The organism is Actinophytocola sp., from assembly GCF_050699915.1.
Lineage (GTDB): Bacteria > Actinomycetota > Actinomycetes > Mycobacteriales > Pseudonocardiaceae > Actinophytocola.
Genome location: NZ_JBOHGA010000015.1, coordinates 1 through 26,395 on the forward strand (window position 1 = coordinate 1; position 26,395 = coordinate 26,395).

The following is a 26,395-nucleotide window of genomic DNA, read 5'->3' on the forward strand; positions in this document are numbered from 1 at the left end:
GGCTTGTCCGTCTCGCGGACGATCCGGACCGCACCCTCACGGAACTCCCGGTCAAACTGCCTTCGCTTCTCCGACATGACACATGATCCTCATAGTCCATGCCTCCACGATCTTGGGGGAACCTCAGGGCAGTCCCTTGTCGGTGTGCTTGTCGGTGTCCTTGTCGGTGTGCTTGTCGGTGTCCTTGTCGGTGTGCTTGTCGGTGTGCTTGTCGGTGTGCTTGTCGGTGCTTGTCGGTGTGCTTGTCGGTGTGCTTGTCGGTGTGCTTGTCCGCGAAGTGGATCCAGGTTGCCATGCGGACCGTGGTGTTGCCCCACGACGTCGAGCCCGGCACCTCCGGTGTGTCAGACAGCCAGAAGTGCCCGGACGCCAACGGTTCCAGCCGCCGGGTGTCGAAGAAGACGGCGACGAACTCATCTCGGTGTCCGCCGCCGCGGCCCTGCCCGATCCAGTCGTAGTAGGCGGGCAGGTCGTGCTCCACGTCGCGCAGCTGTGGGTAGAGCCCTTCCTGGGTGCCCAGGATCGTGGGCCGCTCGCGGCGCAACAGCTCGGCCAGCACCGGACGCCTCCGCGACCAGGAATGCGGGCCGGTGTTCGGGCCAGTGTTCGAGGCGAAGCGCAGGTTGTAGGACATGACATGCAACCCGTCGCCTCCCGCCGGGCCGAACAACGACCTGGCCGGCCCACGATCGGCGGATGCCGGCATCGCGAACGGCAGACACAGCACGACGGCTAGGACGACGACGGCACCAACCGGCCGAGACAGTCCACAGTGGAGGACACGGTGTGCGGCTCGGCGACGATGCTGCGACATGGGGCTGCTTCGGAGGCCGACCGGTGAAGGCTTGGCGGACTGCGCCCGAAATCGGTCAGCGTCACCCGATCGTGACGCGCGACTCGAACGCGCATCGCTTCGCACCGCCCGACCAATCCAGGACACCTGCGGCGACGAACCGTGAGGGGGCCACGCTGGCCTCAACAGGCACGATCCGGCCGTGGAGGAAGCACATGCAGACAGGTGACGTCGTCGCGGATTTCGAGCTCATCGACGACAGCGGCGATCCACGCACCCTGTCCGGGCTGCTGGCGTTGGGGCCGGTCGTGCTGTTCTTCTACCCGGCCGCGATGACCGCCGGGTGCACCGCGGAGAGCTGCTACTTCCGCGACCTCACCGCCGAGTTCGCGGCGCTACGCGCGCAGCGGGTAGGGATCAGCCCGGACTCCAGCACCACGCAGTCACAGTTCTCGCTGATCAACGATCTCGACTACCCGTTGCTGTCCGACCCCGACGGCGCGGTCGCCACCCGGTTCGGCGTCCGCCGCGCCTTCGGGCCGCTGCGCACCCGCCGCCGCACCTTCGTCATCGGCACCGACCGGCGGATCCTCGCGGTCATCAAGAGCGAGTTCCGGGTGGCCGTGCACGCCGACCGGGCGCTCGCCGTCCTACGCACCCACGCGCCGACCTGACCGGACCGGTTCGACGCGGCCGGCGGTGTCAGGTGAATGACGCGGTCAGGTGAGTGACGCGGTGATGACGGGCCGATCTGTCGGGCGGCTGGAACCACCGACGGGTTCGACGGTGATCGCAATCCGCTCGGTGTCGGCGATGCCGGGAATCTCGACAGCCGCGTTCCCACCGGGAAGCAGCCCGGCCGAGCGGTAGTCGAGGGTGACCTTCCAGATCTGGTAGGCCCGCCCCGGCGGCGGCTGCGGCACGCCCTCGGTGAGCAGAACGAGCCGGTCCTGCCGGCGGGACACGACGAGCGTGACCCGACCCGCCGACGAGTCGGCCCGCACAAGCCGGACGTCGTCCGCACCCATGACCGCCGACAGCGCCGACACCGGCCTGCCCTCCTCGAGATGCGGGTAGCGGGCCAGCGCGACACCAAGCGAGGTCGCGACGACCAGCAACACCGCCGCCGCGGCCGCGAACACACGCACCAGCCGATCCGACCGGCCGACACGCACCCGACCGCCCTGACGCACCGCCCGGATCCGTGCGAGCACGCGCGCCTTCACCGCCGGTGGTGGCGGCATGGCCACCGCGCTACCCAAGCGGGTCGCGGTTGCCCGGAACTCGCGCACCTCCCGGCCACAGGACTCACACCCGTTCAAGTGAAACTCGAACGCGCGCCGCTCGTCGTCGGGGACGGCGTCGAGTACGTAGGCACCGGTCAAGCTGTGCAGGTCAGCGGTCACGTGCCGATCCCGGTCATGCGCACACACCTGTGTGGCTCCTGTGTGGACCGTCAGAGGTACGCGGCGAGCCGGTCGACGATCGTCGAACGCGACGGGGCGCCCGGGATGGACACTGCGGGCTCGCCGCGCACGAACAACGTCATCGTCGGAATCGACATCACCCGGTAGTCGGCGGCGATCTCCGGGTTCTCGTCGATGTCGACCTTCACGACGGTGACCTGCCCGGCGTGCTCCTCGGCGATGCCGGCCAGCACCGGCGCGAGCGCCTTGCACGGACCACACCACGGCGCCCAGAAATCGACCAGCACCGGCAGGTCACTGTTCAACACATCGGCCACGAACGTGTCCGTCGTGACGGGCTTGATCTCCACGAGCTCTCCTCAGGTCGCATCGGTCATCCCGTATTCGCAGGTGAACCGGCCGCGGATGGGTGCGCCTTGCCACAAGCCGCACCGGGCCGGCCAGATGAGCCATCGGATAACAGGTCGGTCACGGCGAATTATTCGCCCCATCCGGCTCGACCACGGCTCCGAACCCTCGGACATCGCGCCCCAGATCAACTGAGGACGCACGACCGGTCGGGCCGACGCGGCCCGGCATGCCAACACACAGGAGAGTTCACCAGCATGAAGCGCATGATTCGTCGCGGGACGCTGGCAGTCGGTGTCGCGTTCATCGCATTCCTCGGCACCGCCTGCAGCAGCTCCGACGAAGGAGCCTCGAACGACAGCGGCAACGCCGACACGGCGACCGAGGCGCCCGCGCCCGCTGAGTCCACCTCGGACAGTCCCGACATGGCCGACCCCGCCGCCGACCTCGTCGGCCCGGGCTGTGCGGGCTACGCAGAGCAGGTGCCCGACGGCGCCGGCTCGGTCGCCGGCATGGCCCAGGACCCGGTCGCCGTCGCCGCCAGCAACAACCCACTGCTCAAGACCCTCGTGCAAGCGGTGTCCGGCAAGCTGAACCCGAAGGTGAACCTGGTCGACACCCTCAACGGCGGCGAGTTCACCGTCTTCGCGCCGGTCGACGCCGCGTTCGCCAAGATCCCGCCCGCCACCATCAACACCCTCAAGACCGACGACGCGCTGCTGACCAAGATCCTCACCTACCACGTGGTGCCCGGCCAGCTCGCGCCCGACCAGGTCGTCGGCCAGCAGGCCACCGTCGAGAAGGGCATGGTCGACGTCACCGGCTCCGGCGACAACCTGAAAGTCAACGACGCCAACGTGATCTGCGGCGGCGTACACACCGCCAACGCCACCGTCTACCTCATCGACTCGGTGCTCATGCCGACGAGCTGACACCGAAGGTGTCACCCGAATGCCGTGGCCGCCGGACCCGAAGACGGGTCCGGCGGCCACACCTTGTACAGCGGTTCACACAACCTGCGACCGCCTTCACGCCCATAGTCACCACCAATAGGCACCCGGCACATGTCGACCATCGCGCGCGGAACCACTGAAGGGGATAATCGGCGAATGCTTGCCGAGCCACCGCTCGCTGACCAGCCGCTGGGGTACGGTCCGTCCGGTATCGCCGCAGTGGAGTCACACCGCGACGCCATCGTCTTGAAACTCACCGGTGACCTGGACGCGGTGAAGGCACGCCAGGTGGCCCAGGTGATCGACGCCATCCTCGACCGGAGACCACGAACCCTGATCTTGGACCTGAGCACGGTGACGTTCGTGGCATCGGCGGGGACACACCTCCTGGTCGACGCACATCAGCAAACCGGCGCGGCAATACGGCTACAGATCGTCGCAACCGACGACGCTCGGGTCTCGAGAACGGTTCCGACCGATTCCACCGGCGCGATCACGTTCCATTCCACCCTTGACGACGCACTCGCCACCGACTGAACCCAACTGACCAGCGTCTGACCAGCGTCCGGAGACCGACTCCGAGCCGTTCGCGCACACGTCGTAGGGCCAAGGATGGCACCGTGCTCTCCAGCGAGGGGTTTCTACCTCGCGGACACTGATACGCACGGTTGACCGGCGGCGTCAGGAGCGATCGCGACCGCTCAGCACCACGTGTGACCCGAGGCGTCGCGTCCCTAGCGATCGCCGCTCTTGACCGGTGATCGAACGGCGGCGACGTCGAAGATCAGGTCGGGGCGGTTCCAGGTGACCGCCACGCCCCCGCTCAACCCCCGACACCGCGCTGCGTGACCGCGATCGATCTTTACCAGGAACGTCTGTGTCGCGGTCTACTCCGTCGACGGCAACGGCTCCGGGTCGTCGCTGCGCGTCTGTCCGACAGGGTGGACAGGGCCGACGAGACCCCACGGGTACCTTCATCACGGTGCGCCGTGCTCACGGCTTTCGGATGAAAGAGTTGAATGTCTGAGTCTGACTCAACGCCCGGCGACGTGGTGCTGTCCGTCCGCCTGTTGCGTGACGAGCGAGGGTCGGTCCTGGCCGTCGACGGCGAGGTCGACCTGGTGAGTGCGGACCGGTTCCGAACCGCGCTGGACGAGGCTCGCCTGGCTCGGCCGGCCGTCCTCGTCGTCGACCTGAGTGGTGTCACCTTTCCTCGGGTCCGTCGGGTTGAGTCACCTGGTCGATGCCAAGTTGGCCGCGGGTCCGGGGGTGCTGCGTGTCGTGGCAAGGAACGGACCGCGGCGGGCGATCGAGATCACCAGTCTGGATGAGATGCTGAGCGTCGCTGACACGGTCGACGACGCCTTCGACGTGCACTGATAGGCCATCCGGGCCGCCGTCGATTGTTCGATCGCATGTGAGTGCCGCCGGGTGGGGCATGATGCCGAGTATGGATACCTCGCCGTCCGCCGGTGGACACTCGGCCAAGCCGAACTCCGGCATCGTCAAGGACACGCGGCGGCTCGGGGACGCCGTCGTGGTGGACTTGGCCGGCGACGTCGACGCGCTCGCCGCCCGGGAACTGACCGCGGCCGTGGCCGCCGCGTTGGAGCATCGCCCCCGAACCATCGTCGTCGACCTGAGCAAGGTCGATTTCCTCACCTCCCCAGGTCTGGCCGCGTTGGTCGAGTCGCACCAGATGGCCGGTCAGGACACCCGGCTCCGGATCGTCGCGACCGGATCGGCGACCCTCCGTCGGTTGACGATCACCGGACTCACCGACGAGCTCGCCGTGTTCCCCACGCTCGAGGAAGCGTTGACCGCCTGACCGCCGACCGGAACGGCACACGATTTCTGGGGCTAGGTGATCGAGGTGACGGGCACATCGAGTGGCCGGATCGCGGACTTTCGCTACCGCGGCGACGCGTCGATCGACCAGCTGTCGTCGCTACGTCGCGACCTGATCGACTGGTCACGCCGGGCCGGCCTGGCCCAGGAACAGGTGCAGGCCGTCGCGCTCGCCGGGTACGAAGCGCTGGCGAACGCCGTCGAGCACGCCTTTCCCGACCGTCCTGACGGCGTGATCGAGCTACACGCGACGATGGGTGTTGAGCGACTGACGGTCACGGTCACCGACTGGGGCCGTTGGCGCGAACCACCGGCCGATCCCGGCGTTCGTGGCCGCGGGCTCGTCCTGATCCGCAACCTCTGCACCAACGCCGAGATCGTGGCCACTGACGCGGGCACGACGGTGACGATGAACTGGGATCTCGAGGTATAGACATCGGCGAGCCAGGCAACCCCGTCGGGACGCCGATGTCTACCCGCAGGAGACAGGTATCCGTCCCAATCGCCGGCCGGTCATCGCGCACCCTCCAGATCAAGTGACGACGCGCTGTCCGCCGGGATGGTCCGCCGCGGGGATTCGGCCATGTTCGCGCCACTGCCGTAGCACAGTGCGTCCGTAGTTGTTGGTACCCGCGACCCGGTCCAGCTCGGCACCGGTCGGCATGCGTCCACCAGCCACCTCACGCCTGTAATGCGTCCACATGACCTCCTGGGCGGTGACTGGCTCGGCCGTTTCTTCAGAGGTCGGCGCACCGTTCGCGAGAGTGATCACCTGCCCGATCTCCCGGCCACCTCCATCGCCACTCTCGCTGTCGACCAGGGCGACGCCCTCGCTACCTCGGACCGTCTCGGCAGTGGTCAACTCACTCTCGCCCGCGGTCGCGTCGGTCTCGGTGCGCCCCTGGGAGCGCGGGCCATGGGCCAAGAGCTCGACAGCCAGGAGCAGCGCAACCGGCGGCCACCCGGCCACCAAGACCGGCCGCCACTCCAGCGCGGGCGCAGCCGCGATGTTCGCCGCCAACGACATCACGATGCCCAGCCAGAACGACAACCACACCGCCACCCGACCCCGACCACTGGCCTGCTCGCCGACCCTGAGCACCCCCACAGTCGCCAACACCAACAGACCATCAACCGACAGCGGCCACAACACCGCACCAACCGGATCGGAACCCCCGCCCAAGGCGAACTCCCGCTGATGCTGAAACGACGCATACGCAGCCACACCCGCCACCAGCAAGGTGCACCCGCGCCGCACCCACTCATCCAGACCCGCCCGCCCACGCGACCGGACCACCTCGCCCGTCGCAGTCATCAGGCCCCACCCTGACCACGCCGACGACGCGACACCGCCACCGTCGCAGAAACCAGCAGCTCACGACGGGTACGGATTCGTGCGGATGCTGTTCGAATCGCGCCGGGGGCACCCTCTCCCACCAGCTCTGAGCAGCCCTCTGTCCGGTCGTCACCAGGGCTTCGTCCCCGAGTTATGCCACTTCCCAGGTTACTGGGAGGTGTTGTGCGCCATAGATGCCTTGGTGGGGTGCTCGGAGCGGCACGTCCTCCGGTGGGGCGGACAAGCGCAGTGTCGGGAAGCGAGTGAACAGGGCGGGGTAGGCGACGTTCATCTCGACTCGGGCCAGTTGTTGGCCCAGGCACTGGTGGATGCCGTGGCCGAAGGCCAGGTGGCCGGTGGCCTTTCGGTGAAGGTCGAGGGTGTCGGGGTTGGCGAATCTGGCCGGGTCGCGGTTTGCGGACTGGATCGAGATGGTTATCGACTCGCCTGCCTTGATCTGGTGGCCCGCCAGCTCTACGTCCTCCAGCGCCGCCCGGATTCCGGTGTGGGCTATGGACAGGTACCGCAGCAGTTCTTCCACCGCGGCGGCCGGGTCGGCTTGCAAGGCGGCGATCTGCGCCGGATTTCGCAGTAGGGCGAAGGTTCCCAGGGCGAGCATGTTGGCTGTGGTGTCCAGGCCGGCGGCCAACAGGAACGTGCCTACGCCGGCTAGTTCCTCGTCCGTGAGGTCACTCGTCGTCAGGTCGCTCAGCACGTCATCGGTCGGCCTGGTCCGCTTGGCTTGGACCAGCTCCTCCACATACGACTGCAGCGCGCTGTACCCGGTGAACTGCTCGTGCGGTGTGGAGTCCGGGTTGGACATCGTCGCCATGTAGCCCCGGAACGTCTCTCGGTCGGCGTACGGGACACCCAGCAGCTCACAGATCATCACGGCCGGCACAGGGTGCGCGAAGGCCTCGACCAGGTCCACCGGCGGGCCCTGCCGCCGCATCTCATCCAGGTGCTCGGTGGTGACCTGCTCGGCGCGTTCGGTTAGCTGCCGCATCCGGCGGACGGTGAACTTGCTGGTCAGCAGCCTGCGGTAGCGGGTGTGCTCGGGCGGGTCCATGCCGGTCATGTCCCCGACCGGCGCGGGAGGCAGCTCGTCGATGCCCAGCCCCGGGATCGGGTAGTGCGCCAACTCGTACCGTGAGCTGAACCGCCGATCGGCCAGCACCGCTCTGGCCAGCTCGTGGCTGGTGACCAACCACCCCACATGGCCGTCGGGGTAGGTCAGGCGGGCCAACGGGCGCTGCGAACTGAGTCGGGCCAGGTCTGTGGGCGGGTCGAACGGGCAGCCCGCCGGACGCGTCAGTGGCAGCTCTGCCAAGGGGTCCTTCATCATGGCTCCCAATCAATCGGTGCGGTTGAACAGCTTCTTCGACCACAGGTATCCACCGAGCGCGATGACGGCGCACCAGCCGAGCGCGAGCCATGCGTTGTCGCCCAACGGCTTGTCCATCAGCAACCCTCGCAGGGTCTCGATGATCGGCGTGAACGGCTGGTACTCGGCGAACCAGCGCAGCCCGGCGGGCAGCGAGTCGGTTGGCACGAACCCGCTGCCGAAGAAGGGCAGCAGCACCAACGGCATCGGCAGGTTGCTCGCCGACTCGACGCTCTTGCTCACCTGTCCGAGCGCGACGGCCAGCCAGACGAGCGCGAACGTCACCACGACCAGGAATCCGGTCGCGGCCAGCCACTCCCCCGGGCCCGCGGCGGGTCGGAAGCCGACCAGCAGCGCCACCCCGATCACGAGCGCCACGCTGAACATCGCCTGGATCACGCTGCCGATGACGTGCCCGGTCAGCACCGAGACACGGGCGATGTGCATGGTGCGGAACCGGGCGATGACGCCTTCGGTCAGGTCCATCGCGACCGAGATCGCCGTCCCCTGGACGGTGGCCGTCACGGTCATCAGGATGATCGCCGGCGCCACGTAGTTCGCGTACTCCGCGCGCCCGCCGGACGCGCCCGCGAGCCCCGCGCCCATCGTGCCGCCGAGCACGTAGACGAACAGCAGCAGGAAGACGATGGGCATCCCGACGAGCAGCACCGTCATCGACGGGTACCGCACGATGTGCTTGAGGTTGCGGCGCAACATCGTCGCCGAGTCGCGCAGTGGGTAGAACCGGAGGGCCGGGCGGTCGAGAACGCTCATCGTGCGCTCACCTTCTCGTTCGTGGAGTTTCCGGTCAGGGCGAGGAAGACGTCGTCGAGGTCCGGCGTGTGCACGGACAGCTCGCTGACCTCGACGGCCCGGTCCTCGAGCCGGTCGAGCAGGTCCTTCAGCGCGCGGACGCTGCCGTCGCTGGGCACCCGCAGGGCGAACGAGCCGTTGTCGCGGGACAGCTGACCCAGGTCGCCCACGGCGGCCTCGACGCCGGGCGCGTCGGCGAGCCGCAGCAGCACGTGGCCACCGGGGATCCGGCGCTTCAGCTCGGCCGCGGTTCCCTCGGCGACCAGCCGCCCGTGGTCGAGGACCGCGATCCGGTCGGCGAGCTCGTCGGCCTCCTCGAGGTACTGGGTGGTGAGGAAGATCGTGACCCCGCCGGCCACCAGGTCGCGGACGATCTGCCACATGCCGCGCCGGCTGCGCGGGTCCAGGCCCGCGGTCGGCTCGTCGAGGAAGATCACTCGCGGGCTGCCGACCAGGGTCATCGCGAGGTCGAGCCGCCTGCGCATGCCGCCTGAGTAGGTCGAGGCCGACTTCCCGGCGGCGTCCGCCAGGTCGAACTGGTCGAGCAGGTCGGCGGCACGGCGGCGGCCTTCGGCCCGGCCGAGGTGGTTCAGGTCCGCCATCAGACGCAGGTTCTCCTCGCCGGTGAGCAGGTTGTCCACCGCCGAGAACTGACCGGTGACGCCGATCGCGGCCCGCACCGCGTCGGGCTCGGCCGCGATGTCGTGGCCGTCCACCCGCGCGCTGCCACCGTCGGCCTTGACCAAAGTGGACAGAATCTTGACCGTGGTGGTCTTCCCGGCACCGTTCGCGCCGAGCAGCGAGAAGACAGTTCCCGGTGGCACGTTCAGGTCGAGACCGTCGAGCACGACGTGGTCGCCGAACGACTTGCGCAGCCCGGTGGCCGCGATCGCCGAGTGTGTAGTCATGGCTGTTTCCCTTTCAGCGCAAGGAGAACGGGTCAGGAGCGGCGGATCGTGATGTCGCCGAATGAGGTGTGGGCGCGCACTTCGACGGTCTCGCCGGCTTCCTCCGGCTTGCGGTCGGCGCTGCTGAGCAGGTTGCGCATCTTCCCGAACTTGGTGTCCGCCTCGAGCCAGGCGGCGGTGCCCTCGGCGATGCCGACCTCGAGATCGCCCATCGAGGTGGCGAGCACGACCGAACCGCGGGCCACCTCGCCGAGGCGAACGCTGCCGTTGGCCGTCTTGGCCTCGACTCCCGCACCCGCGCGGTCGACGGAGATGGCGCCGTTGGCCGAACGCACCCGCACGTCGCCGGTGACCGCGTCGATCTCGGTGTCGCCGTTGGAGTTCTTGACGACCGCGGTGCCGTCGACCTCGCCGACGGTGACCTTCCCGGATCCGGTGTGGATCTCGGCGTTGCCCGCGACGCGGTCCACGACGACGTGACCGGCCGAGGTGTCCAGGCGCAGTGCACCGGTCTGCTCGAGCCGGACATCCCCGGCGGAGGTCTTGAACCTGCACTCGCCGAGCCGGCCTGTGCAGCGGAAGTCGCCCACCTGCACCTCGCCGGACACCCGCGAGCCGCTGGGCAGTTCGACGGACACGTCGACCGACCGCGTCTTGCGGGAGAAGTCGAAGGGCCGCGCCTTCGGCCCGGTGACCAGCAGGGTGCCGTTCGCGTACTCGGCGCGGACCTGGCTCGCGGCCTTGACGTCGGACTCGTCGGACTCGTCGCTCGGGCGGACCTCGACGACCGTGTCGGTTCGGTCGCTCGCGCTGATCCACACGTCGCCGACGACGCCGAGCTCGAGCGTGACGGAGATCGGTTCGGGTGTTTCGAAAGTAGGCATGGGTGTCCCCTCATCTTGTGTCTGGTTGGCGTCCTCGCAGGTCGAGGACGTGTGGTGCTCGGCGCGGGTTAGTGCACCCAGCCGGTCAAGCGCTGCCGGCCCCTGTTGCCGCCGTGCTCCGGACGCTGGTCGCGGTCCGGCTGCCGCAGCGCGGTCGAAGCCGCGCGGACCAGCCAGGCGTTGACCGAGCGCCCCTCGTTGGTGGCGGCCTCCTCGATCGCGGTCTTGAGCTGTTCCGGGAGGCGGACGTTGATGCGCGCGCTCGGGCCGTCCTCGGCGAACAGCGCACGGTCTTCCGTGCTCGCCGGTTCGGCCGTGTCGCCGAGCGGCTCGTTCGACGGCGTGGTCACGACGAAGTCGGGATCGCGGCCACGCAGCCGCAGCTCCACCGAACCGGGCGCCAGGTCACTGGTGATCTCGTCCGCGGCGGCCGACAACGCCTCCAGCAGCGTCATCCGGATCGCCGACTCGAGCGGCCCGGTCAGGCGCTCGACCAGCGCGCGCGCCTCGTCGCCGCCGGCTTCGGCAAGAGTGGCGAACTCCTGCCCGAGCTTGTTCACGTACGAGGTCAAGTCCATGGTGCCACTATGGCACACGAGTGGCACCGTTGCAAGGAGACTTGGCTCAGAGTGCTGCCACACGTGGCACCAGTCAGCGTCTCAGCCGCCGAGCTCCTAGCGGCTACTCCCCCGTCGGGCCGTCGGACAGCTCCGCCACGATGTCCAGCTGGCCCAGATGCCGGGCGTACTCCTGCAGCAGATGGAACAGCACCCGCTCCAAGGTGGCCGGCTCGCCAGTGCCCGGCCAGCCGGGTCCGGGAGCCCCGATGGTCGACAAGTCGGTCGACGAGACGACCGCGCTGGTGTGCTCCGCCTGGGTCTCCAGAGCGGCCACCAGCTCGGCGAGCGGCTCGGGGGCGTGCCAGCGGCCGGACTCCTCGTCGCCCCAAGGGGAATCCACGGAGCGGCCCTCGAAGCGCCACTCGATCCAGCGGAACTCCACATACCGCAGGTGCTTCAGCAGCTCCACCGGCCTCCAGCCGGACGGCAGGCGGCTCGTGCGTTGGGAACTCGCGGGCAAGGCGCGCACCTTCTCGATCACTCGCGTGCGCAGGAAGTCCAGGTAGCCCAGGAAGACCTCGGCCCGGGACGACGCCGGTGCGTTCGGCTCAGGGAACGGTGTCATCGGCGAACCTTGTCGGTGAGCTCGACCAGCACGCGATCCAGCTCGGCCGGGCTCATCGGCTTCGGGAGGTACGCGTCGAAGCCCGCGGCCAGCGCCCGCCGCTTGTCGTCCTCCTGGATGAACCCGGACACCGCGACGAGCACGAGTCCCTGCGTCTCGGGCTGGGCGCGCAGGTGCCGGGCGACCTGCAGCCCGTCGATGTCCGGCAGCCCGATGTCACAGAGCACTACGTCGAACGGCGTCGACGCCGCCGTCTCGAGACCGTCCAGGCCGGTCGTGACGACCGTGACCGTGTCGCCCCGGCGCTCCAGCAGCGCCCGGTACGTGTACCCGAGGTCCGCGTTGTCCTCGATCACCAGGATCCGCAACGGTTCCCGGTGCACGGGGACCACCGGGGCGGGACCATCCACATCGGACGAAACGGCCAGCGGCAGCCGGACCCGGAACTCCGCGCCCATGCCCTGGCCATCGCTGTGCGCGGTCACCGTGCCACCGTGCAGCTCGCAGATCGTGCGGACGATCGCCAGCCCGAGGCCCAGCCCGCTGACGGCGGTCGTGCCGACCGGGGCCACCCGGGTGAACACCTCGAACAGCGAGTCGGTCAGCGCCGGGGCGAAGCCGATGCCGTCGTCCGACACCGTCAGCAGCGCCGAACCGTCCTCGGCGGCGAGGGAGACGACGATGGTCGCGCCCGGCTCGGTGTACTTGCCGGCGTTGCTCACCAGGTTGCCAAGCAACTGAGCGAGCCGCATCCGGTCGCCGTCGACGGGCACCGGCAGGGGTGGCACCAGGATCCGCAGCGTGCGGCTGCCGGCGGCGAACTCGGCACCGACATCCGCGGCGGTGTCTTCGACGACCTCTCGGAGGTCTACCCGCCGCCGGTCGAGCTCGAGCCGGCCGGTCAGCGCCCGGGTGGCGTCGAGCAGGTCGTCGGTCATCCGGGTCAGCGTGGCCGTCTGCCGCTCCAGCACTCCCAGCGACGGGTGGCCGGCCGGCACGTCGAAGCCCAGCAGCTCGACCGCCGCATGGATGGCCGCGAGCGGGTTGCGCAGCTCGTGGGACAGCGTCGCGATGAACCGGTCCTTCGCCTCCTGCTGCGCACGCAGCTCGGCGGTGGTCGTGGCGAGCTCGCTGTTGGCCTCGCGCAGCCGCCGGTTCATGTCCTGGACCTCGCGGGCGCGGGCGAACAGGTCGGCCTCGAGCTCGGAGACCCGCGCCAGCGCGCCAGGCGGTGCCCGGCCCGCGGAGCGGACGAACTCGGTGACGTCCAGCACCCGGTGGATGATGTGGGTGATCGTGCCGTCGTCGGCCCGGATCGGCGTGTTGATCGGGCTCCAGTACCGCTCCTCGAACCGCCCGTCCGACCCGACCGGAATGTCGTAGCGCTGCAGGGCCATGGTGTCCGGCTCGCCCGTCGCGAGCGCCGTCTCCAGCGACCGGCGCAGGTTGCGCACCCCGTCGGCGGACCCGTCGTCCGGGTTGTCCGGGAACGCCGAGAAGATCGGCTGGCCGACGAGGGTCTCCCGGCGGGTCTTCGTCGCGGTCAGGTACGCCTGGTTGACCGCGACGATCGTCAGGTCCGGCGCGAGCACCAGGTAAGGCGTGGGCGCGGCGTCGAACAGTCCGCGGAAGTCGATGGACGACTCGGTCAAGCCGTCACCTCTCAGGTGTCGAGGCGGTACCCGAAGCCGCGCACGGTGGTGATTCTGGGCGCCTGGACGTCGGCGCCGGCGAGCTTGCGGCGGATCCGGTACACGTGCTCGTCGACGGTCGCCGGCGCCTGCCACTCCACCGAGGACTCCCAGACGTCGGCCAGCAGCTGCTCGCGGGAGTACACCCGGCCGGGCGTGGTGGCGAGGAACTCCAGCAGCGAGTACTCCCGCGGCGTCAGCTCGATCTGCTCGCCGGCGGCGCGGATCACGTGCGCACCGGTGTCGATCACCAGCCCGCCCAGGTGGATGACCGGCGGAGACGCCGCGTCGGCGCCGGACCGTCGCAGCACCGCGCGGATCCGGGCGACGAGCTCGCGCAGCGAGAAGGGCTTGACGAGGTAGTCGTCCGCACCGAGCTCGAGTCCGACGACGCGGTCGGTCTCCTCGCCTCGCCCGGTCACGACGATCACCGGGAGCATGTCGCGCTGCCGCAGCGTCCGCAGCAGGTCCAGCCCGTCCCCGTCGGGCAACCCGAGGTCCAGCACGACCAGCTCGAAGTGCTGCTCCCCCAGGCAACGCAGCGCCGACCGTGAGTCGCCGGCGTGCGTGAACTCGAAGCCGGTCCGGGCCAGGTAGGCAGCACACATGGCCACCAGGTCCTGGTCGTCCTCGATCATCATGATCGTCGGACGCCGACCGGCTGCTGTCCCGACCGTGCCGTCGCTGGGTTCCACGTTGATCCGATGTTGAGGTGTCAACGGACGAAAAGACCAGGTTGGCACGCTATCAAGGAGGTAGTGCAACCGGGACGTTCGTGACCCGATCGCCACTCACGCCACGAGGAGACCCGGCCAATGTCCACATTCGACGCCGACCTCCGGGAACCCGCGCCGCATGGCGTGGTAGACCTCGCGGTGAACCGTCTTTTCCAGGTCGGCCTCGACCTGCACCAGGCGCTGGCGCAGGTGCACCCGCAGCACAACGCCCAGGCGGGGCAGCGGATCCGCACGGCGATCGGCCGGGTCGACGAGACCATCGACGAGCTCCGGCACGCCGCCATGCTCACGGGCGGCGCGCACCCGTGACCGTGCGTGTCCTGCTGGTCGACGCTCCCGAACCGGCTCGGGCGGTCGCCGAGCGCCTCGCGGACGAGGCCAGCCTGGAGGTCGTCGAGCAGGCCGGCTCGGTCGCCGAGGCGCTGGACTCGGTGTCCCGGCACGCCGCGGATGTCGCGCTGCTGGCCACCCGGCTGCCGGACGGGAACGGCCTGGAGCTGTGCCGCGAGCTGCGCAGCCAGGCGCCCGGTCTGCGCTGCCTGCTGCTGACCTCACGGGCCGACGACGACACGCTGTTCGACGCGATCATGGCCGGCGCGGCCGGCGTCGCGCCGCGGTACGGCGCCGATCTCGCGGAAAGCCTGCGACTCGCCGCGTCCGGCGGACCCGTCCTCGACCGGCGCACCACCTTCGCGCTGCTGGGCCGGCTGCGCCGCGAGCGCGAGACCCGCGACCCGCTCGCCGGGCTCACCTACCAGGAGCGGGCCGTGCTCGGGCTGATCGGCGAGGGGCTGTCGAACCGCCGGATCGCCGCGGCGCTGCGTATCGCCGACAAGGTGGTGAAGACACACGTGTCGCACCTGATGGGCAAGCTCGGTCTGAGCCGGCGCACGCAGCTCGTCGAGTTCGCGGCCCGGCTCGGCAAGACCGGCGGGCCGCCGGAGGCGGCCGGCTGATCAGCTGTCGGCCAGCGGGACGCGCCAGGTCAGGCGGGTGCCGCCGGCCGGCCGGGAGGCGACCACGCAGCTGCCCCCGCACTCGCGGGCCCGGCGCTCCAGGTTGTGCAGGCCGCTGCGGGCCACGTCGGCCGGCATGCCCACGCCGTCGTCGGTCACGTCGACGACGAGGTCCGCGCCCGCCTCCACGGTGACGGTGATGTCCGTGGCCCGCGCGTGCCGGACGGCGTTGCTGATCCCCTCGCGCAGCGCGGCGAGCGTGTGCTCGGCGAGCGTCTCCGACACCAGCGAGTCGACGGCCCCGGAGATGCGCACCGACGGCGAGATGCCGCTCCCGGCGCTGGCCTCGGCGACGACGTCGAGCATCCGGCGGCGCACGCTGGCCGGGTCGGCCTCGTGCACGGTGTGCAGGTCGAAGATCGAGGTGCGGATCTCGCGCACGGTCTCGTCGAGCTGGCCGACGACCCGGGTGACGCGGCCGCGCGCGCTCGGGTCGGCGATGCGCCGGACGATGCCCTGCAGGCTCATGCCGGCCGCGAAGAGCCGCTGGATGACGTGGTCGTGCAGGTCGCCGGCGATCCGATCTCGGTCGGCGAGCACGTCGAGCATCCGCTGCTGGCGCTGCTTGTCCGCCAGCTCCAGTGCGAGCGCCGCCTGGTCGGCGAACGACGCCAGCAACGAGAGGTGCTCCTTCTCGAACCGGCCGCCGCCCTTGTTCCGCAGCACCAGCAGCAGGCCGCTGATCACGGTCGCCGAGCCGAGTGGCGCCGCGTGGGCCGGGCCGAAGTCGCCGAGCATCGAGCCTTCCTCGCCGGCCGTGTGGGTGAAGTCCGCGAACGCGGTGGGCGTGCCCTCGGCGAGCACCGCGGCGAAGGCGGGCTCGGTGGCCGGCACGGTCAGGCCGATCAGCTGCTCGGCGCGGGCGCCGGCGCCGGCCCGGACCGCCAGCGTTCCGCCGGTCTCGTCGGCCAGCAGGATCAGCGCGCAGTCCGAGGCGGACAGCTCACGAGTTCGCCGGGCGATGAGCGTGAGCGCGTCCGCGCTGGAGGCACCGCCCAGCAGCAGCGAGTTGACCTCGCCGGACGCCTGCTGCCAGCGCTCCCGCAGCCGGGCCTCCTCGAACAGCCGGGCGTTCTCCACCGCGACACCGGCCGCCGCGGCGAGGGCCTCCAGCACCACGACGTCGTCGGCGGTGAACTCGGCCTCGCCCTTCTTCTCGGTGAGGTAGAGGTTGCCGAACACCTCGTCGCGCAGCCGGATCGGCGTGCCGAGGAAGCTGCGCATCGGTGGGTGGTTGGACGGGAAGCCGACCGACGAGTGGTGCGCGGTCAGGTCCGGCAGCCGGATCGGGAACGGGTGCTGGATCAGGTGGCCCAGCAGCCCCTTGCCCTCCGGCAGGTGGCCCATCTCGTCCCGGGTCGCCTGGTCGATGCCGACGTACACGAACTGCGACAGTCCCTCGTCGCTGACCACGCCGAGCGCGCCGTAGCGGGCGTCGACCAGGTCCACCGCGGCCTGCACGATCCGCTGCAGCGTGCCCTCGAGCTCGAGCCCGGTGCTGACCGCGACGACCGCGTTCAGCAGTCCCTGCACGCGGTCCCGGGTGCTGGTGATCTCCGTCAGCCGGTCCTGCAGCTCGCTCAGCAGCTCGTCGAGGCGCAGGCCCGCCAGCGGTGCCCCCATGGATCTACTCCGTGTCTCTTCCGCCCGCGCATCGTCCGACATGACCACTCCCGACCCATGATGGACCAGTGTCTCGCGGTCCGCGGCCGATTGGCACTCCTGCTATCGAGGGAGATCATGACGTCGTTACGGCCGAACGAGCGTCCGCTCAGTCGCCCGGGACTTGGCCGCGCGCAGGACGAAGTGCCCGGCGACCGCCACGACCAAACCCGAGGCGACCACGAGCGCGATCGGCGCACCCCCGTTCAGCACCGTGATCACCACGAACGCGTCGAACAGCGCCACGAGCGTGAAGCCGACCAGGTCCACGTAGCGGGGCGATCCGGCGGGCAGCCGGCGTGCGGCGAGCGCCAGCCACACCATGACCAGACCCAGCACGACGAACGAGCCGAACAGCGCGCGGGACAGCCCGTCGAGCCGGCCCCACTCCTGCGCCACCGCCGCGGCGAGGAAGGCCACGCTCGCGACCAGCGACCACAGGTAGGTCCGGAACAGGGATCGGGAGCGGTGCGCGAGCAGGCCGGCGAGCAGGGCGACGGTCCCGGTGGCGGCGTGCAGGGTGATGAGGACGGTGTGCCACATGTTGACCTCCCACTGTGATAGGTCCAGCGTCGACCTGGCATAGTGGAATGTCAAGCAAGTCAGGCGAGCTTGCCCAGCGCGTCCTCGATCGTCCGGTGGAAGGTCGGGTAGGCGTAGATCATCTGCCGCAGCAGCTTCGTCGGCACCTCGGCGTGCACCGCGACGACGAGCGCGCCGAGGATCTCGCCGCCACTGGGGCCGGCCGCCGTTGCGCCGACGAGCACGCCGCGGTCGGCGTCCTCGACGAGCTTGATGAACCCGTCGTTGCCGGTCTTGTGGATGAACCCGCGCGTGGAGGCCGAGATCGGAGTGGCCGCGGTCCGCACCCGCAGGCCCTGCTCGCGGGCCGCCGCCTCGGACAGGCCCACCGCGCCGATCTCCGGGTCGGTGAACGTCACCCGCGGCACGGCCCGGTAGTCGGCGAGCTCCGGGTCGTCCTCGCCGAGGATGTCCGCCGCGGCGATCCGCGCCTGGTACATCGACATGTGGGTGAACGCGCCCTTGCCGGTGATGTCGCCGACCGCCCACAGGCCCTCGGCGGCACGCATCCGCTCGTCGGTGGACACGCCGCGGGCCGACTCGTCCAGGCCCATCGCGCCGATGCCGAGCGCGGCCATGTCGGTGCTCCGGCCGGCGGCCACGAGCAGCCGGTCGGCGTTGAGCGTCTCGCCGTTGTCGAGCTTCACGGAGAACTGGCCGTCGAACTGGACCCGTGCGGCGGACAGCCCGGTGCGCACGGTGATCCCCTCCGCGGCGAACACCTCGGCGAGCAGCCGCGCGGCCTCCGGCTCGTCGACCGGCACGAGCCGGTCACCGCGCTGCACCACGGTCACCGCGGCGCCGTACCGGGAGAAGACCTGCGCGAGCTCGCAGCCGACGGGGCCGCCGCCGAGCACGATCAGCGAGCCGGGCACCTCCTCGACGGCGACCGCGTCCCGGTTGGTCCAGTACGGCGTCTCGGCGAGCCCGTCGACCGGCGGCACGGCCGGGTCGGTGCCGGTGTTGAGCACTATCCCCTTGCGGGCGTGGAAGACCTGCGCACCGTCCGATGTGGACACAGTGACCTCGCGGTCGCCGGTGATCTTGCCTCGGCCGCGCACGAACGTCCCGCCGGCGTCGGTGAACCGGTCGACCGCGACGGTGTCGTCCCAGTTGTCGGTCGCCTCCTCGCGGATTCGGGTGGCGACGGGCGCCCAGTCGCGCTCGACGGTCACCGAGCCGGCGAGCGTGTCGACCCGCCGGGCCTCGCCGAGCGCGTCCGTGGCTCTGATCATCATCTTCGTGGGCACACAGGCGTAGTACGGGCACTCGCCCCCGACGAGCCGCGCGTCCACGCCGACGACGGACAGGCCCGCCCTGGCCAGCCGCGCGCCGACGTCCTCGCCGCCCGGACCCAACCCGATGACGACGACATCCACCTCGGTACCCGGCATCTCGACTCCCTCGGGCTCGGTTGCGATGTGCACGGTGCGTGCACAGCACAGCATGCTCTCACCGTGATCGCGATGGCAGGCTTTGACCTTGGAGCGGGGTCCAGGAGTTGTCAGGCCGCGGGGCTTCCCAACCGCACCTCAGGGGAACGTGACGCGACCCGACCGCAAGTACGCGACCTGGCCGAACCCGACATCTCGAACGCGACCAGAAGTTCGAAGTCCGGGAGGCGGAACATCGCCGAGCTGGCCCGGCTCGCCGCGCTGCGGACCGACCTCGGCCGGATGCTCGACAGTCCGCCGACCGCGCCCTGCCCGGACCCCGCGCTCGGCACCTGGTCCGTGTCCCGATGAGGCCCCAATCCGGAGTGCTTGAATCGGGCTCGTCAGGGGACGAGCACGGCCGCCCCGTTCACCCGCCCCTCGGCGAGGTCGAGCAGCGCGCGGTCAGCCGTTTCGAGTGGGTAGTCCGTGGTCTCGACGTGCAACCGGTGCGCGCCGGCGAACGCGAGGAACTCCCTCGCCTGCGCGCGGGTGTTCGCGGTGACGCTGCGCAGCTGCCGGTCCTGGAACAGATGTCGTTCGTAGTTCAGCGGCGGAATGTCGCTCAGATGGATGCCGGCGATCGACAGCGTGCCGCCCCGGTCCAGCGCGGCCAGCGCCGGCAGCACCAGCTCGCCGGCCGGCGCGAAGAGGATCGCCGAGTCCAGCGGCTCGGGCGGCGCGTCCGCCGCGCCCTGCGCCGAGGCCGCACCCAGCTCCAGCGCCAGCCGCCGCGCGGCGTGGCTGCGGGTCATCACGTGCACGGTCGCTCCCCGCGCGATCGCCACCTGCGCGGCGAGGTGCGCGCTGCCCCCGAACCCGTAGACGCCGAGCCGACCGCCCGGCGGCAGCTCGGCCCGCGCGAGCGCGTGGTAGCCGATGATCCCCGCGCACAGCAACGGCGCGAGCGTGCTGTCGCTGTAGCCGAGCGGCAGCCGCAGCGCGTAGTCGGCCGGCACGACGGCGAGGTCGGCGTACCCGCCGTCGGCGTCCCAGCCGGTGTAGCGCGAGTCCGGGCAGAGGTTCTCCGCGCCACGGCGGCAGAACCGGCACGTCCCGCAGGTGGCCCGCAGCCACGCGATGCCCACCAGGTCGCCGGGCACGAACTCGCCGGCCCCGTTTACGACCTGGCCGACGACCTCGTGCCCGGGAACCACGAGCGGCCGGCGGACCGCCAGGTCGCCCTCGGCGACGTGCAGGTCGGTCCGGCAGACGCCGCAGGCGCGGACCCGGACCAGCAGCTCGCCCGGGCCGGGCGAGGGCGTCGGGACGTCGCGCAGCCGCATCGGGCCGGAGTCGGCCGGGCCGGGTCGTTCGACGCGCCATGCACGCATGTGGCCATAGTGCCGAAAGAGCCCGGGCCTTGGCCCGGGCTCTTCTGGTTGGTTGATCAGCAGTTCGGCGCGCTCCAGAAGCGGCTCGCCTTGTTGCCCACGTGGACGTGGTCGTTGTGGCCGGGGTAGCCCGGGCCGAGGAGCTCCTCGAACCCGGCCGTCTTGCCGGAGTTCCACATCGTGCACTGCGGCGGGTTGCTCAGCCCGAGGTCGGCCGCCTGCCCGTACATGTGCAGGCTGGTCGCCGAGCCGCCGACCGAGCTGTTGCACGCGACGCTGCGGAAGGCGGAGGTGACGTTGAGCGGGCGGTCGCCCATCTTCTTCCGCATGGCCTCCAGCTGCCACATGATCCGCCGGATGTTCTCCTTCGCCGTCGCCGCCGAAACCTTGCCGCCGTTGAAGTTGTTGGCGCCGCAGTTGTCGTCGAACTCGGAGTAGGCGAAGTGGATCGGTGTGCAGTCGCCGTCCTGCAGCTCATAGATCTTGTTGAACGTGGCCGGCCCGGCCACGCCGTCCGCGCCGAGGCCGTAGCCCGCTTGGAACCGCTTGACCGCGTTCGTGGTCGCGGGCCCGAACGCGCCGTCGAGCGAGATGTTCTCGCCGGACGCCGCCCAGCCCGCCACGCGGATCTGCAGCTGGGTGACGTCCGCGCCGCTCGCTCCTTGCGAGAGGTTGCGGTTCCAGGTGAAGCACTCGTCCGCCGCGGCCTCGGGCGACGCGACCACGGCGATGGTGACCGTGCCGGAGACCACGAGGACGAACGCGGCGAGGAGGTAGACAAGACGCTTGCGCATAAACGCCTCCACAGGGAAATGCGACGGTGCAGGGGGTCCGTCGCCGCCGACGATCGTGGCAGCGTAGATCTACCTAAGTCAACGGATAGTTGGACAATTTCCGCCAATCCGTCACTTTTGCACAAGCCGCCGAGCGGCGACGTCCGCTCCGTCGGTGTGCACCGCGCCGGCCACCGACTCCGCCGCGTGCGCGCAGCCCAGGGCGTGGTCGAGTGCGGTGGTCATCGAGTCGGTGGTCGGGGCGGTCGGCGGGTGCGCGGCGCCGATCCCGAGGTCGCGGACCCGCTGGGCGAAGAAGTGCTGGTCGTAGTGCTGGGGCACGACGACCTGTGGCGCCCCGGCCCGGGCCGCCGCGGTGGTGGTGCCCGCGCCGCCGTGGTGCACGACGGCCGCGACCCGCCGGAAGAGCGCCTGCTGGTTGACCTCGCCGACTGCGATGCAGTCGGGTTCGTCGTCCACCACCGTGAGCTCGGCCCAGCCCCGGGAGGCGACCAGCCGGCGGCCGAAGGCGCGGGCGGTCGCCACCATCGTCTCGGTGAGGCCCTCCGGCACGCGGCTGCTGCCGAAGCCGAAGTACACCGGCGGTTCGCCGGCGTCGAGGAAGTTCGTCAGCTCGGCCGGCAGCGGCCGGTGGTCCGGCAGGATCCAGGCACCCGGCTGGAACACGTCGAGGCCCGGCGTCCGCGGCCACGGCGCGAGTGTCGGGTCGGCGGCGAGCCACGGCGCGGCGGTGAACACGTGCGCGGACACGTCGTCGACCGGGGCCAGGCCGAGGTCCGCCCGGTGCGCGTCGAGCGGCTCACGCCAGATCTCGTTCTGTCGCCGCGCCTCCGCGGCCCAGAGCTCGCGGTTGTCGACCGTCCCGTCCGCGGGGGTGTCGCCCAGCATCGCCAGGACCGGCGGTGCGTGGTGCGGGGACGGCAGGGCCGCCGGGCAGAAGCTCGCGTACACGTAGCGGATCCCCCGGTGCTCGGCCACCGAGCGCGCGGCGAGCTGCAGCGCCGTGGCGGCCACGATCACGTCGCAGTCCCGCGCCGCCGCCGGGAGCGTCTCGAACTGGGCGGCCACCGTGCCGGCCACCGTCTGCCGCCGCTGCTCGGGCGTGGACGACATCCGCGGCGGTGCCGCCTTCGCGGTCCCGCGCAGCGACGGACCGATCGGCACGAACGGGATCCCGTGGCCCTCGATCCACTCGCCGAAGTCGGGCGGCGCGCACACGCGGACCTCGGCGCCGTGCTCGCGCACCCGCAGCGCCAGCGCGACCAGCGGCTGGACGTCCCCACGCGACCCGATCGTCGACAGCAACACCCGCATCGGACTCCCCCTCGTGTGACGCCTCCAGGGCACGAAGTCTGAGCCGCCACCGGGGTCTTGCCGCAAGCCCACCCATGCGCTATACGTTCCAATGGGACGTTTCAGCGGGGGCGCGAGCCGTAGTCGCCGAACGGGTCGTCCCGTTCGCGGACCGCCTGGCGAAAGCCCGTCTCCTGGGCTCGGGCCACGAAGTCCCTGCCCTCCTGGGTATGCCGCGCCACGCCGTCGAACAGCCGGCCCAGCGTCGTCGCCGAGCGCAGGCCCATGTTCTCCGCGGTCTGGTTGCACGCGAGCTTCAGCATCTCCAGCTGGTTGCCCGGCAGCATGGCCATCCGCCGGGCCAGCGCCGTCGCGTGCTCGAGCAGGTCCGCGTCCGGCACGCACTCGCAGACCAGACCGATCTCCGCCGCCCGGGGCGCGCGGATCTCGTCGCCGGTCAGCAGGTAGCGCTTCGTCTGCTCGAAGCCCAGGCGGTACACCCACATCGGCGTCGTCGGGACGCCCCAGACCCGCGCCGGCGGGTAGCCGAACGTCGCACCCTCCCCCGCCACGATCAGGTCCGCGCACAGCACCAGGTCCGTGCCACCCGCGATGCACCAGCCGTGCACCGCCGCGACGGTCGGCTTGGCCGCGTACCAGAGCTTCAGATAGACGTCCACAAAGGAGCTCAGCAGCCGGTAGTCCCGCGCGGAGTCCCACGTCCGCTCGTCGGCCTGCGCGTCGGTCGACCAGTCCAGGCCGTACCCGGCGCAGAAGGCCGGCCCCTCCGCGCGCAGCAGCATCACCCGCACCGCCGGGTCGGCGTCCGCCTCGTCGATCGCCGCCGCCAGCTCGTCCCGCAGCTGCGGGGTGATCGTGTTGTACTCCTCCGCCCGGCACAGCACGATCGAGCGGACCCCGGCCTCGGTCTCGGTCCGAACCGCCTGGCCCGTCACTTGAACCGGGCGCGCTCGACGATCGCGGCGGTGTCCACTCCGGACGGCAGGGTGCCGAACGCGACGCCCCAGTCGCCACCGAGGCGGGACGCGCAGAAGGCGTCCGCGACCGCCGGGTGGCCGTACCGCACGAGCAGGGATCCCTGCAGCACCAACGCCATCCGCTCGACCAGCCGGCGCGCGGCGGTCTGGGCGGCGACCGGGTCGGACAGCCTGCTGAGTTCCACCTTGAGCCGCTCGACCGACCCGTCCAGCCGGCGGTCGGCGCCCGCGGAGCGATCGACCTCGGCGAAGAACGCCTCGGTGCCCGACACCATGGCGCGCAGCACGTCGAGCGCGGCCACGTTGCCCGAACCCTCCCAGATCGAGATGAGCGGCGCCTCCCGGTAGAGCCGCGGCATGCCCGACTCCTCCACGTACCCGTTGCCGCCCAGGCATTCCAGCGCCTCGGCGGCGTGCGTGGACGCCCGCTTGCACACCCAGTACTTGCTCACCGCGAGCCCGAGCCGGCGGAAGGCCGCCTCCTGCTCGTCGCCGGCCGCGGCGCGGTCGGTGGCGCCGGCGAGCCGCATGGCGAGCGTGGTGGCCGCCTCGGACTCGATCGTGAGGTCGGCGAGGACGTTGCCCATCAGCGGGGTGTCGACGAGGTAGCTGCCGAACGCCTGCCGGTGGGTCGCGTGGTGCACGGCCTGCACCAGGCCCGCCCGCATCCCGGCGGAGCCGGCGAGCACGCAGTCCAGCCGGGTCATGTTGACCATCTGGATGATCGTGCGGACACCGTGGCCCTCCTCCCCCACGAGCCACGCGACGGCCTCGTCGTACTCGACCTCGGAGGAGGCGTTCGAGCGGTTGCCGAGCTTGTCCTTGAGCCGCTGCAGGTGCATCCGGTTGCGGGTGCCGTCGGGCAGCACGCGCGGGAGCAGGAAGCAGGACAGGCCGCCGGGTGCCTGCGCGAGCACGAGGAAGACGTCGCACATGGGCGCGGAGGTGAACCACTTGTGGCCGGTCAGCAGGTAGCTGCCGTCGTCCTGCGGGACCGCGCGGGTGGTGTTCGCGCGGACGTCCGAGCCGCCCTGCTTCTCGGTCATCGACATGCCGGCGGTCAGCCCACGCTTGGTCTCCGGCACGCGCAGGCCGGGGTCGTAGGTGGTCGCGGAGAGCAGCGGCTCGAAGCGCGCGGCGAGCTCGGGGTTGTGGCGCAGCGCGGGGACCACGGCGTAGGTCATCGAGATCGGGCACGAGTGTCCGCCCTCGACCTGGCTCCACAGCTGGAGCTTCGCCGCGCGGGCCACGTGCGCGCCCTCGCGGTCGTCGGCCCAGGGGGCGGCGTGCAGACCGCGCTCGACCGCGACCGTCATCAGCTCGTGGTAGGCGGGGTGGTACTCGACCTCGTCGATCCGGTTGCCGTAGCGGTCGTGTGTGCGCAGGACCGGCTCGTGCTCGTTGGCGAGGCGGCCCCACTCCTGGGCCTCGGCGCTGCCGGCGAGCTTGCCGAGCGCGTGCAGGTCGTCCTCGGCCCAGCCCGCGCCCTCGCGGCGCAGGCCGTCGAGGAGGGTCGGGTCGTCGGCCGTGTCGTGCCCGACGAGCGGGGGGACCTGGTTGGTTACGTCGTGGGTTGCCGGCATGGCGGTCATGTTACATTTCTCGTACACGTGATGCTAGGCTTGTAAGGACACGATGCCCGACATCTCCGGACTCCGCCCGCTGACCGCCCGGTCGGCGGTGCTCAGCACGCTGCTCGGCGCGCACCCGCCGCGGCTGCCGGCCCGCGGCCTGGTGCGGGTGGGCGAGCTGTTCGACATCGCCGAGGGCACCATCCGGGTGGCGCTGTCGCGCATGGTCGCGGCCGGTGACCTCGTGCACGTGAACGGCGACTACGAGCTGACCGCACGGCTCGTGTCCCGGCAGGCGCGGCAGGACGCGAGCCGCGCCCCGGCGGTCCGTCCCTGGTCCGGCGAGTGGGAGATCGCCGTGGTCCGGGCGGACCGCCGGCCGCCGGCCGAGCGCACTGCCTTCCGCCAGACGATGGCCGAGCTGCGGCTGGCCGAGCTGCGGGAGGGCACGTGGCTGCGCCCGGCGAACCTGGCCCGTCCGCTCGCGGTCGACTGCGTCTTGTTGCTCGGCCGCCCCGGCGACGACCCCGCGGCGTTGGCCGCGACCCTGTGGAACCTCGACTCGTGGGCGACCCGGGCCCGCCAGCTGCACACCGCCCTCGACGAGGCGCCGGCACTGCCGGCGAGCTTCATCCTCGCGGCGGCCGTACTGCGCCACTTCGTCGCCGACCCGCTGCTGCCGGAGTCGCTCCTGCCCGCCGCCTGGCCGGGTGAGGCGCTGCGATCCCGCTACGAGGACTTCGACAAGACGTTCCAGTCGGTCCTACGCACCCACCTGGGCGTCGACTGAGAGCCTCACCCGGCGACGAGGTCCCGGAGAAAGCTCGCGAGGGCAACCAACACACCGGCGACAGCAAGCCACAACATGGCGGAGTCGCGCCAAGCTCCCCGTGCGGGCGGCTCCGCGGACGAGCCCCTCGGCGCTCCCGCCTCCTGCCAACCGCTCGCCGGCGACGCGGCCGCCCGCACCACCGGTGGCGCGAGATCGACCCGCGGCCACATGAACGCGGGCAGTCCGAACGAGCCGCGCCGCACCACCCTCGGCAGTCCGCGCTTGAGCCCGAGGTGATGGCCACAGCTGCCCAGGAAACCGCGCGCACCCAAGGGACACGGTCGATGTTGGCGGGTCTCGACCCGGCACCTCGTGTGCCGCACCAGGAGCAGGTAGAACGAGAGTGTGAGGGCGACCCACCCGGCGGCGGCCCACTGCCCCTGCCACAAGGCATAGCCGAGGACGAGCGACAGCACGAGCCCCCAGGCCCGGAACGGCGCGGACGCGCCGCGCCGGCGCCTTCGACGTGCCACCCCGCCGACACCACCCTCACCGGCTCCGGTTCAACCTTCCATGCTGCGTACCGGCGCGAGCGCGCCGACACCGCCGGACGGGTGACCACACCGCACGTAG

Annotated in this window: 29 protein-coding genes; 8 read left to right on the forward strand and 21 right to left on the reverse strand. The window is 70.9% G+C overall.

The window, feature by feature from the left end:
• A partial coding sequence (locus ACRDSK_RS04640) for an endonuclease/exonuclease/phosphatase family protein (protein ID WP_431438644.1) occupies nucleotides 1–814 on the reverse strand: 814 nt, incomplete at its 3' end.
• 194 nt (nucleotides 815–1,008) lie between these two features.
• On the opposite strand from ACRDSK_RS04640, the gene ACRDSK_RS04645 reads away from it, so the two are divergent.
• Nucleotides 1,009–1,467: a peroxiredoxin gene (locus ACRDSK_RS04645; RefSeq protein WP_431438645.1), complete on the forward strand. Its 459-nt coding sequence runs from the start codon at nucleotides 1,009–1,011 to the stop codon at nucleotides 1,465–1,467.
• A gap of 45 nt (nucleotides 1,468–1,512) precedes the next feature.
• Here ACRDSK_RS04645 and ACRDSK_RS04650 read toward each other — a convergent pair whose 3' ends face one another.
• Nucleotides 1,513–2,199, reverse strand: a complete 687-nt coding sequence (locus tag ACRDSK_RS04650) for an anti-sigma factor (RefSeq protein ID WP_431438646.1) — start codon at nucleotides 2,197–2,199, stop codon at nucleotides 1,513–1,515.
• A 50-nt stretch (nucleotides 2,200–2,249) separates the two neighbouring features.
• The gene (gene trxA / locus ACRDSK_RS04655; RefSeq protein WP_431438647.1) at nucleotides 2,250–2,570 is read right to left on the reverse strand and encodes a thioredoxin; all 321 of its coding nucleotides are present in this window, start codon (nucleotides 2,568–2,570) and stop codon (nucleotides 2,250–2,252) included.
• A 255-nt stretch (nucleotides 2,571–2,825) separates the two neighbouring features.
• Between trxA and ACRDSK_RS04660 the strand changes: the two genes are divergently transcribed.
• The 4 genes from ACRDSK_RS04660 (at nucleotide 2,826) to ACRDSK_RS04675 (ending at nucleotide 5,802) form a co-directional block, all read left to right on the forward strand.
• Nucleotides 2,826–3,500, forward strand: coding sequence for a fasciclin domain-containing protein (locus ACRDSK_RS04660; RefSeq protein ID WP_431438648.1), 675 nt, complete (start codon nucleotides 2,826–2,828; stop codon nucleotides 3,498–3,500).
• A 132-nt stretch (nucleotides 3,501–3,632) separates the two neighbouring features.
• A complete protein-coding gene (locus tag ACRDSK_RS04665) occupies nucleotides 3,633–4,058 on the forward strand; it encodes an STAS domain-containing protein (protein ID WP_431438649.1) in 426 nt (141 codons plus the stop codon).
• 913 nt (nucleotides 4,059–4,971) lie between these two features.
• Nucleotides 4,972–5,349 (forward strand): STAS domain-containing protein, encoded by a 378-nt coding sequence (locus tag ACRDSK_RS04670; protein WP_431438650.1) that lies wholly within the window; start codon nucleotides 4,972–4,974, stop codon nucleotides 5,347–5,349.
• Between the two features lie 45 nt (nucleotides 5,350–5,394).
• On the forward strand, nucleotides 5,395–5,802 hold the full coding sequence (locus ACRDSK_RS04675; RefSeq protein ID WP_431438651.1) for an ATP-binding protein: 408 nt from the start codon (nucleotides 5,395–5,397) through the stop codon (nucleotides 5,800–5,802).
• Nucleotides 5,803–5,901: 99 nt separating this feature from the next.
• On the opposite strand, the gene ACRDSK_RS04680 is transcribed toward ACRDSK_RS04675, so the two are convergent.
• From ACRDSK_RS04680 to ACRDSK_RS04720, 9 genes are all read right to left on the reverse strand, one after another.
• Nucleotides 5,902–6,684 (reverse strand): DUF2637 domain-containing protein, encoded by a 783-nt coding sequence (locus tag ACRDSK_RS04680; protein WP_431438652.1) that lies wholly within the window; start codon nucleotides 6,682–6,684, stop codon nucleotides 5,902–5,904.
• 172 nt (nucleotides 6,685–6,856) lie between these two features.
• On the reverse strand, nucleotides 6,857–8,050 hold the full coding sequence (locus ACRDSK_RS04685) for a cytochrome P450 (RefSeq protein WP_431438653.1): 1,194 nt from the start codon (nucleotides 8,048–8,050) through the stop codon (nucleotides 6,857–6,859).
• A 9-nt stretch (nucleotides 8,051–8,059) separates the two neighbouring features.
• Complete coding sequence (locus ACRDSK_RS04690; RefSeq protein WP_431438654.1) at nucleotides 8,060–8,863, reverse strand: ABC transporter permease; 804 nt, start codon at nucleotides 8,861–8,863, stop codon at nucleotides 8,060–8,062.
• Nucleotides 8,860–9,810, reverse strand: a complete 951-nt coding sequence (locus tag ACRDSK_RS04695; RefSeq protein WP_431438655.1) for an ATP-binding cassette domain-containing protein — start codon at nucleotides 9,808–9,810, stop codon at nucleotides 8,860–8,862. The genes ACRDSK_RS04690 and ACRDSK_RS04695 overlap by 4 nt, the downstream gene beginning before the upstream one ends.
• 32 nt (nucleotides 9,811–9,842) lie before the next feature.
• Nucleotides 9,843–10,694, reverse strand: coding sequence for a DUF4097 family beta strand repeat-containing protein (locus ACRDSK_RS04700; protein ID WP_431438656.1), 852 nt, complete (start codon nucleotides 10,692–10,694; stop codon nucleotides 9,843–9,845).
• 68 nt (nucleotides 10,695–10,762) lie between these two features.
• On the reverse strand, nucleotides 10,763–11,272 hold the full coding sequence (locus tag ACRDSK_RS04705; RefSeq protein WP_431438657.1) for an Arc family DNA-binding protein: 510 nt from the start codon (nucleotides 11,270–11,272) through the stop codon (nucleotides 10,763–10,765).
• 103 nt (nucleotides 11,273–11,375) lie between these two features.
• Nucleotides 11,376–11,879: a DUF664 domain-containing protein gene (locus ACRDSK_RS04710; RefSeq protein WP_431438658.1), complete on the reverse strand. Its 504-nt coding sequence runs from the start codon at nucleotides 11,877–11,879 to the stop codon at nucleotides 11,376–11,378.
• A complete protein-coding gene (locus ACRDSK_RS04715; protein WP_431438659.1) occupies nucleotides 11,876–13,531 on the reverse strand; it encodes an ATP-binding protein in 1,656 nt (551 codons plus the stop codon). The genes ACRDSK_RS04710 and ACRDSK_RS04715 overlap by 4 nt, the downstream gene beginning before the upstream one ends.
• 11 nt (nucleotides 13,532–13,542) lie before the next feature.
• Nucleotides 13,543–14,265 carry a response regulator transcription factor gene (locus ACRDSK_RS04720; RefSeq protein ID WP_431438660.1) on the reverse strand — a complete coding sequence of 241 codons (723 nt, stop codon included), beginning with the start codon at nucleotides 14,263–14,265 and terminating at the stop codon, nucleotides 13,543–13,545.
• Nucleotides 14,266–14,385: 120 nt separating this feature from the next.
• Between ACRDSK_RS04720 and ACRDSK_RS04725 the strand changes: the two genes are divergently transcribed.
• Together ACRDSK_RS04725 and ACRDSK_RS04730 are read left to right on the forward strand one after the other, a co-directional pair.
• Nucleotides 14,386–14,616: a hypothetical protein gene (locus ACRDSK_RS04725; protein ID WP_431438662.1), complete on the forward strand. Its 231-nt coding sequence runs from the start codon at nucleotides 14,386–14,388 to the stop codon at nucleotides 14,614–14,616.
• Nucleotides 14,613–15,263 (forward strand): response regulator, encoded by a 651-nt coding sequence (locus ACRDSK_RS04730; RefSeq protein WP_431438663.1) that lies wholly within the window; start codon nucleotides 14,613–14,615, stop codon nucleotides 15,261–15,263. Before ACRDSK_RS04725 ends, ACRDSK_RS04730 begins: the two co-directional genes overlap by 4 nt.
• Here the strand turns inward: ACRDSK_RS04730 and ACRDSK_RS04735 are convergent, their stop codons facing one another.
• From ACRDSK_RS04735 to ACRDSK_RS04770, 8 genes are all read right to left on the reverse strand, one after another.
• On the reverse strand, nucleotides 15,264–16,946 hold the full coding sequence (locus ACRDSK_RS04735; protein WP_431438664.1) for a GAF domain-containing sensor histidine kinase: 1,683 nt from the start codon (nucleotides 16,944–16,946) through the stop codon (nucleotides 15,264–15,266).
• 126 nt (nucleotides 16,947–17,072) lie between these two features.
• Nucleotides 17,073–17,528: a hypothetical protein gene (locus tag ACRDSK_RS04740; protein ID WP_431438665.1), complete on the reverse strand. Its 456-nt coding sequence runs from the start codon at nucleotides 17,526–17,528 to the stop codon at nucleotides 17,073–17,075.
• 59 nt (nucleotides 17,529–17,587) lie between these two features.
• Nucleotides 17,588–18,961, reverse strand: coding sequence for a dihydrolipoyl dehydrogenase family protein (locus tag ACRDSK_RS04745; RefSeq protein ID WP_431438666.1), 1,374 nt, complete (start codon nucleotides 18,959–18,961; stop codon nucleotides 17,588–17,590).
• Between the two features lie 383 nt (nucleotides 18,962–19,344).
• Nucleotides 19,345–20,334 (reverse strand): zinc-binding alcohol dehydrogenase family protein, encoded by a 990-nt coding sequence (locus tag ACRDSK_RS04750; protein WP_431438667.1) that lies wholly within the window; start codon nucleotides 20,332–20,334, stop codon nucleotides 19,345–19,347.
• A gap of 56 nt (nucleotides 20,335–20,390) precedes the next feature.
• Nucleotides 20,391–21,128, reverse strand: coding sequence for a D-Ala-D-Ala carboxypeptidase family metallohydrolase (locus tag ACRDSK_RS04755; RefSeq protein ID WP_431438668.1), 738 nt, complete (start codon nucleotides 21,126–21,128; stop codon nucleotides 20,391–20,393).
• A gap of 111 nt (nucleotides 21,129–21,239) precedes the next feature.
• Nucleotides 21,240–22,442: a glycosyltransferase gene (locus tag ACRDSK_RS04760; RefSeq protein WP_431438669.1), complete on the reverse strand. Its 1,203-nt coding sequence runs from the start codon at nucleotides 22,440–22,442 to the stop codon at nucleotides 21,240–21,242.
• 101 nt (nucleotides 22,443–22,543) lie between these two features.
• The gene (locus ACRDSK_RS04765) at nucleotides 22,544–23,377 is read right to left on the reverse strand and encodes a crotonase/enoyl-CoA hydratase family protein (RefSeq protein WP_431438670.1); all 834 of its coding nucleotides are present in this window, start codon (nucleotides 23,375–23,377) and stop codon (nucleotides 22,544–22,546) included.
• The gene (locus ACRDSK_RS04770) at nucleotides 23,374–25,002 is read right to left on the reverse strand and encodes an acyl-CoA dehydrogenase family protein (protein WP_431438671.1); all 1,629 of its coding nucleotides are present in this window, start codon (nucleotides 25,000–25,002) and stop codon (nucleotides 23,374–23,376) included. Before ACRDSK_RS04770 ends, ACRDSK_RS04765 begins: the two co-directional genes overlap by 4 nt.
• A gap of 52 nt (nucleotides 25,003–25,054) precedes the next feature.
• On the opposite strand from ACRDSK_RS04770, the gene ACRDSK_RS04775 reads away from it, so the two are divergent.
• Nucleotides 25,055–25,780 carry a PaaX family transcriptional regulator C-terminal domain-containing protein gene (locus ACRDSK_RS04775; RefSeq protein WP_431438672.1) on the forward strand — a complete coding sequence of 242 codons (726 nt, stop codon included), beginning with the start codon at nucleotides 25,055–25,057 and terminating at the stop codon, nucleotides 25,778–25,780.
• 5 nt (nucleotides 25,781–25,785) lie between these two features.
• Here the strand turns inward: ACRDSK_RS04775 and ACRDSK_RS04780 are convergent, their stop codons facing one another.
• Complete coding sequence (locus tag ACRDSK_RS04780) at nucleotides 25,786–26,295, reverse strand: hypothetical protein (RefSeq protein WP_431438673.1); 510 nt, start codon at nucleotides 26,293–26,295, stop codon at nucleotides 25,786–25,788.
• Nucleotides 26,296–26,395 lie beyond the last annotated feature (100 nt).

What these genes read in the sequence shown, in the direction of transcription:
- ACRDSK_RS04725 (WP_431438662.1), top strand. Translation starts at nt 14,386, where the DNA reads ATGTCCACATTCGACGCCGACCTCCGGGAACCCGCGCCGCATGGCGTG.
- ACRDSK_RS04680 (WP_431438652.1), bottom strand. Translation starts at nt 6,684, where the DNA reads ATGACTGCGACGGGCGAGGTGGTCCGGTCGCGTGGGCGGGCGGGTCTG.
- ACRDSK_RS04735 (WP_431438664.1), bottom strand. Translation starts at nt 16,946, where the DNA reads ATGGGGGCACCGCTGGCGGGCCTGCGCCTCGACGAGCTGCTGAGCGAG.
- ACRDSK_RS04670 (WP_431438650.1), top strand. Translation starts at nt 4,972, where the DNA reads ATGGATACCTCGCCGTCCGCCGGTGGACACTCGGCCAAGCCGAACTCC.
- ACRDSK_RS04690 (WP_431438654.1), bottom strand. Translation starts at nt 8,863, where the DNA reads ATGAGCGTTCTCGACCGCCCGGCCCTCCGGTTCTACCCACTGCGCGAC.
- ACRDSK_RS04705 (WP_431438657.1), bottom strand. Translation starts at nt 11,272, where the DNA reads ATGGACTTGACCTCGTACGTGAACAAGCTCGGGCAGGAGTTCGCCACT.
- ACRDSK_RS04685 (WP_431438653.1), bottom strand. Translation starts at nt 8,050, where the DNA reads ATGATGAAGGACCCCTTGGCAGAGCTGCCACTGACGCGTCCGGCGGGC.
- ACRDSK_RS04710 (WP_431438658.1), bottom strand. Translation starts at nt 11,879, where the DNA reads ATGACACCGTTCCCTGAGCCGAACGCACCGGCGTCGTCCCGGGCCGAG.
- ACRDSK_RS04760 (WP_431438669.1), bottom strand. Translation starts at nt 22,442, where the DNA reads ATGCGGGTGTTGCTGTCGACGATCGGGTCGCGTGGGGACGTCCAGCCG.
- ACRDSK_RS04660 (WP_431438648.1), top strand. Translation starts at nt 2,826, where the DNA reads ATGAAGCGCATGATTCGTCGCGGGACGCTGGCAGTCGGTGTCGCGTTC.
- ACRDSK_RS04645 (WP_431438645.1), top strand. Translation starts at nt 1,009, where the DNA reads ATGCAGACAGGTGACGTCGTCGCGGATTTCGAGCTCATCGACGACAGC.
- ACRDSK_RS04755 (WP_431438668.1), bottom strand. Translation starts at nt 21,128, where the DNA reads ATGCGCAAGCGTCTTGTCTACCTCCTCGCCGCGTTCGTCCTCGTGGTC.
- ACRDSK_RS04665 (WP_431438649.1), top strand. Translation starts at nt 3,633, where the DNA reads ATGTCGACCATCGCGCGCGGAACCACTGAAGGGGATAATCGGCGAATG.
- ACRDSK_RS04700 (WP_431438656.1), bottom strand. Translation starts at nt 10,694, where the DNA reads ATGCCTACTTTCGAAACACCCGAACCGATCTCCGTCACGCTCGAGCTC.
- ACRDSK_RS04770 (WP_431438671.1), bottom strand. Translation starts at nt 25,002, where the DNA reads ATGCCGGCAACCCACGACGTAACCAACCAGGTCCCCCCGCTCGTCGGG.
- ACRDSK_RS04775 (WP_431438672.1), top strand. Translation starts at nt 25,055, where the DNA reads ATGCCCGACATCTCCGGACTCCGCCCGCTGACCGCCCGGTCGGCGGTG.
- ACRDSK_RS04750 (WP_431438667.1), bottom strand. Translation starts at nt 20,334, where the DNA reads ATGCGTGCATGGCGCGTCGAACGACCCGGCCCGGCCGACTCCGGCCCG.
- ACRDSK_RS04740 (WP_431438665.1), bottom strand. Translation starts at nt 17,528, where the DNA reads ATGTGGCACACCGTCCTCATCACCCTGCACGCCGCCACCGGGACCGTC.
- ACRDSK_RS04695 (WP_431438655.1), bottom strand. Translation starts at nt 9,810, where the DNA reads ATGACTACACACTCGGCGATCGCGGCCACCGGGCTGCGCAAGTCGTTC.
- ACRDSK_RS04745 (WP_431438666.1), bottom strand. Translation starts at nt 18,961, where the DNA reads ATGCCGGGTACCGAGGTGGATGTCGTCGTCATCGGGTTGGGTCCGGGC.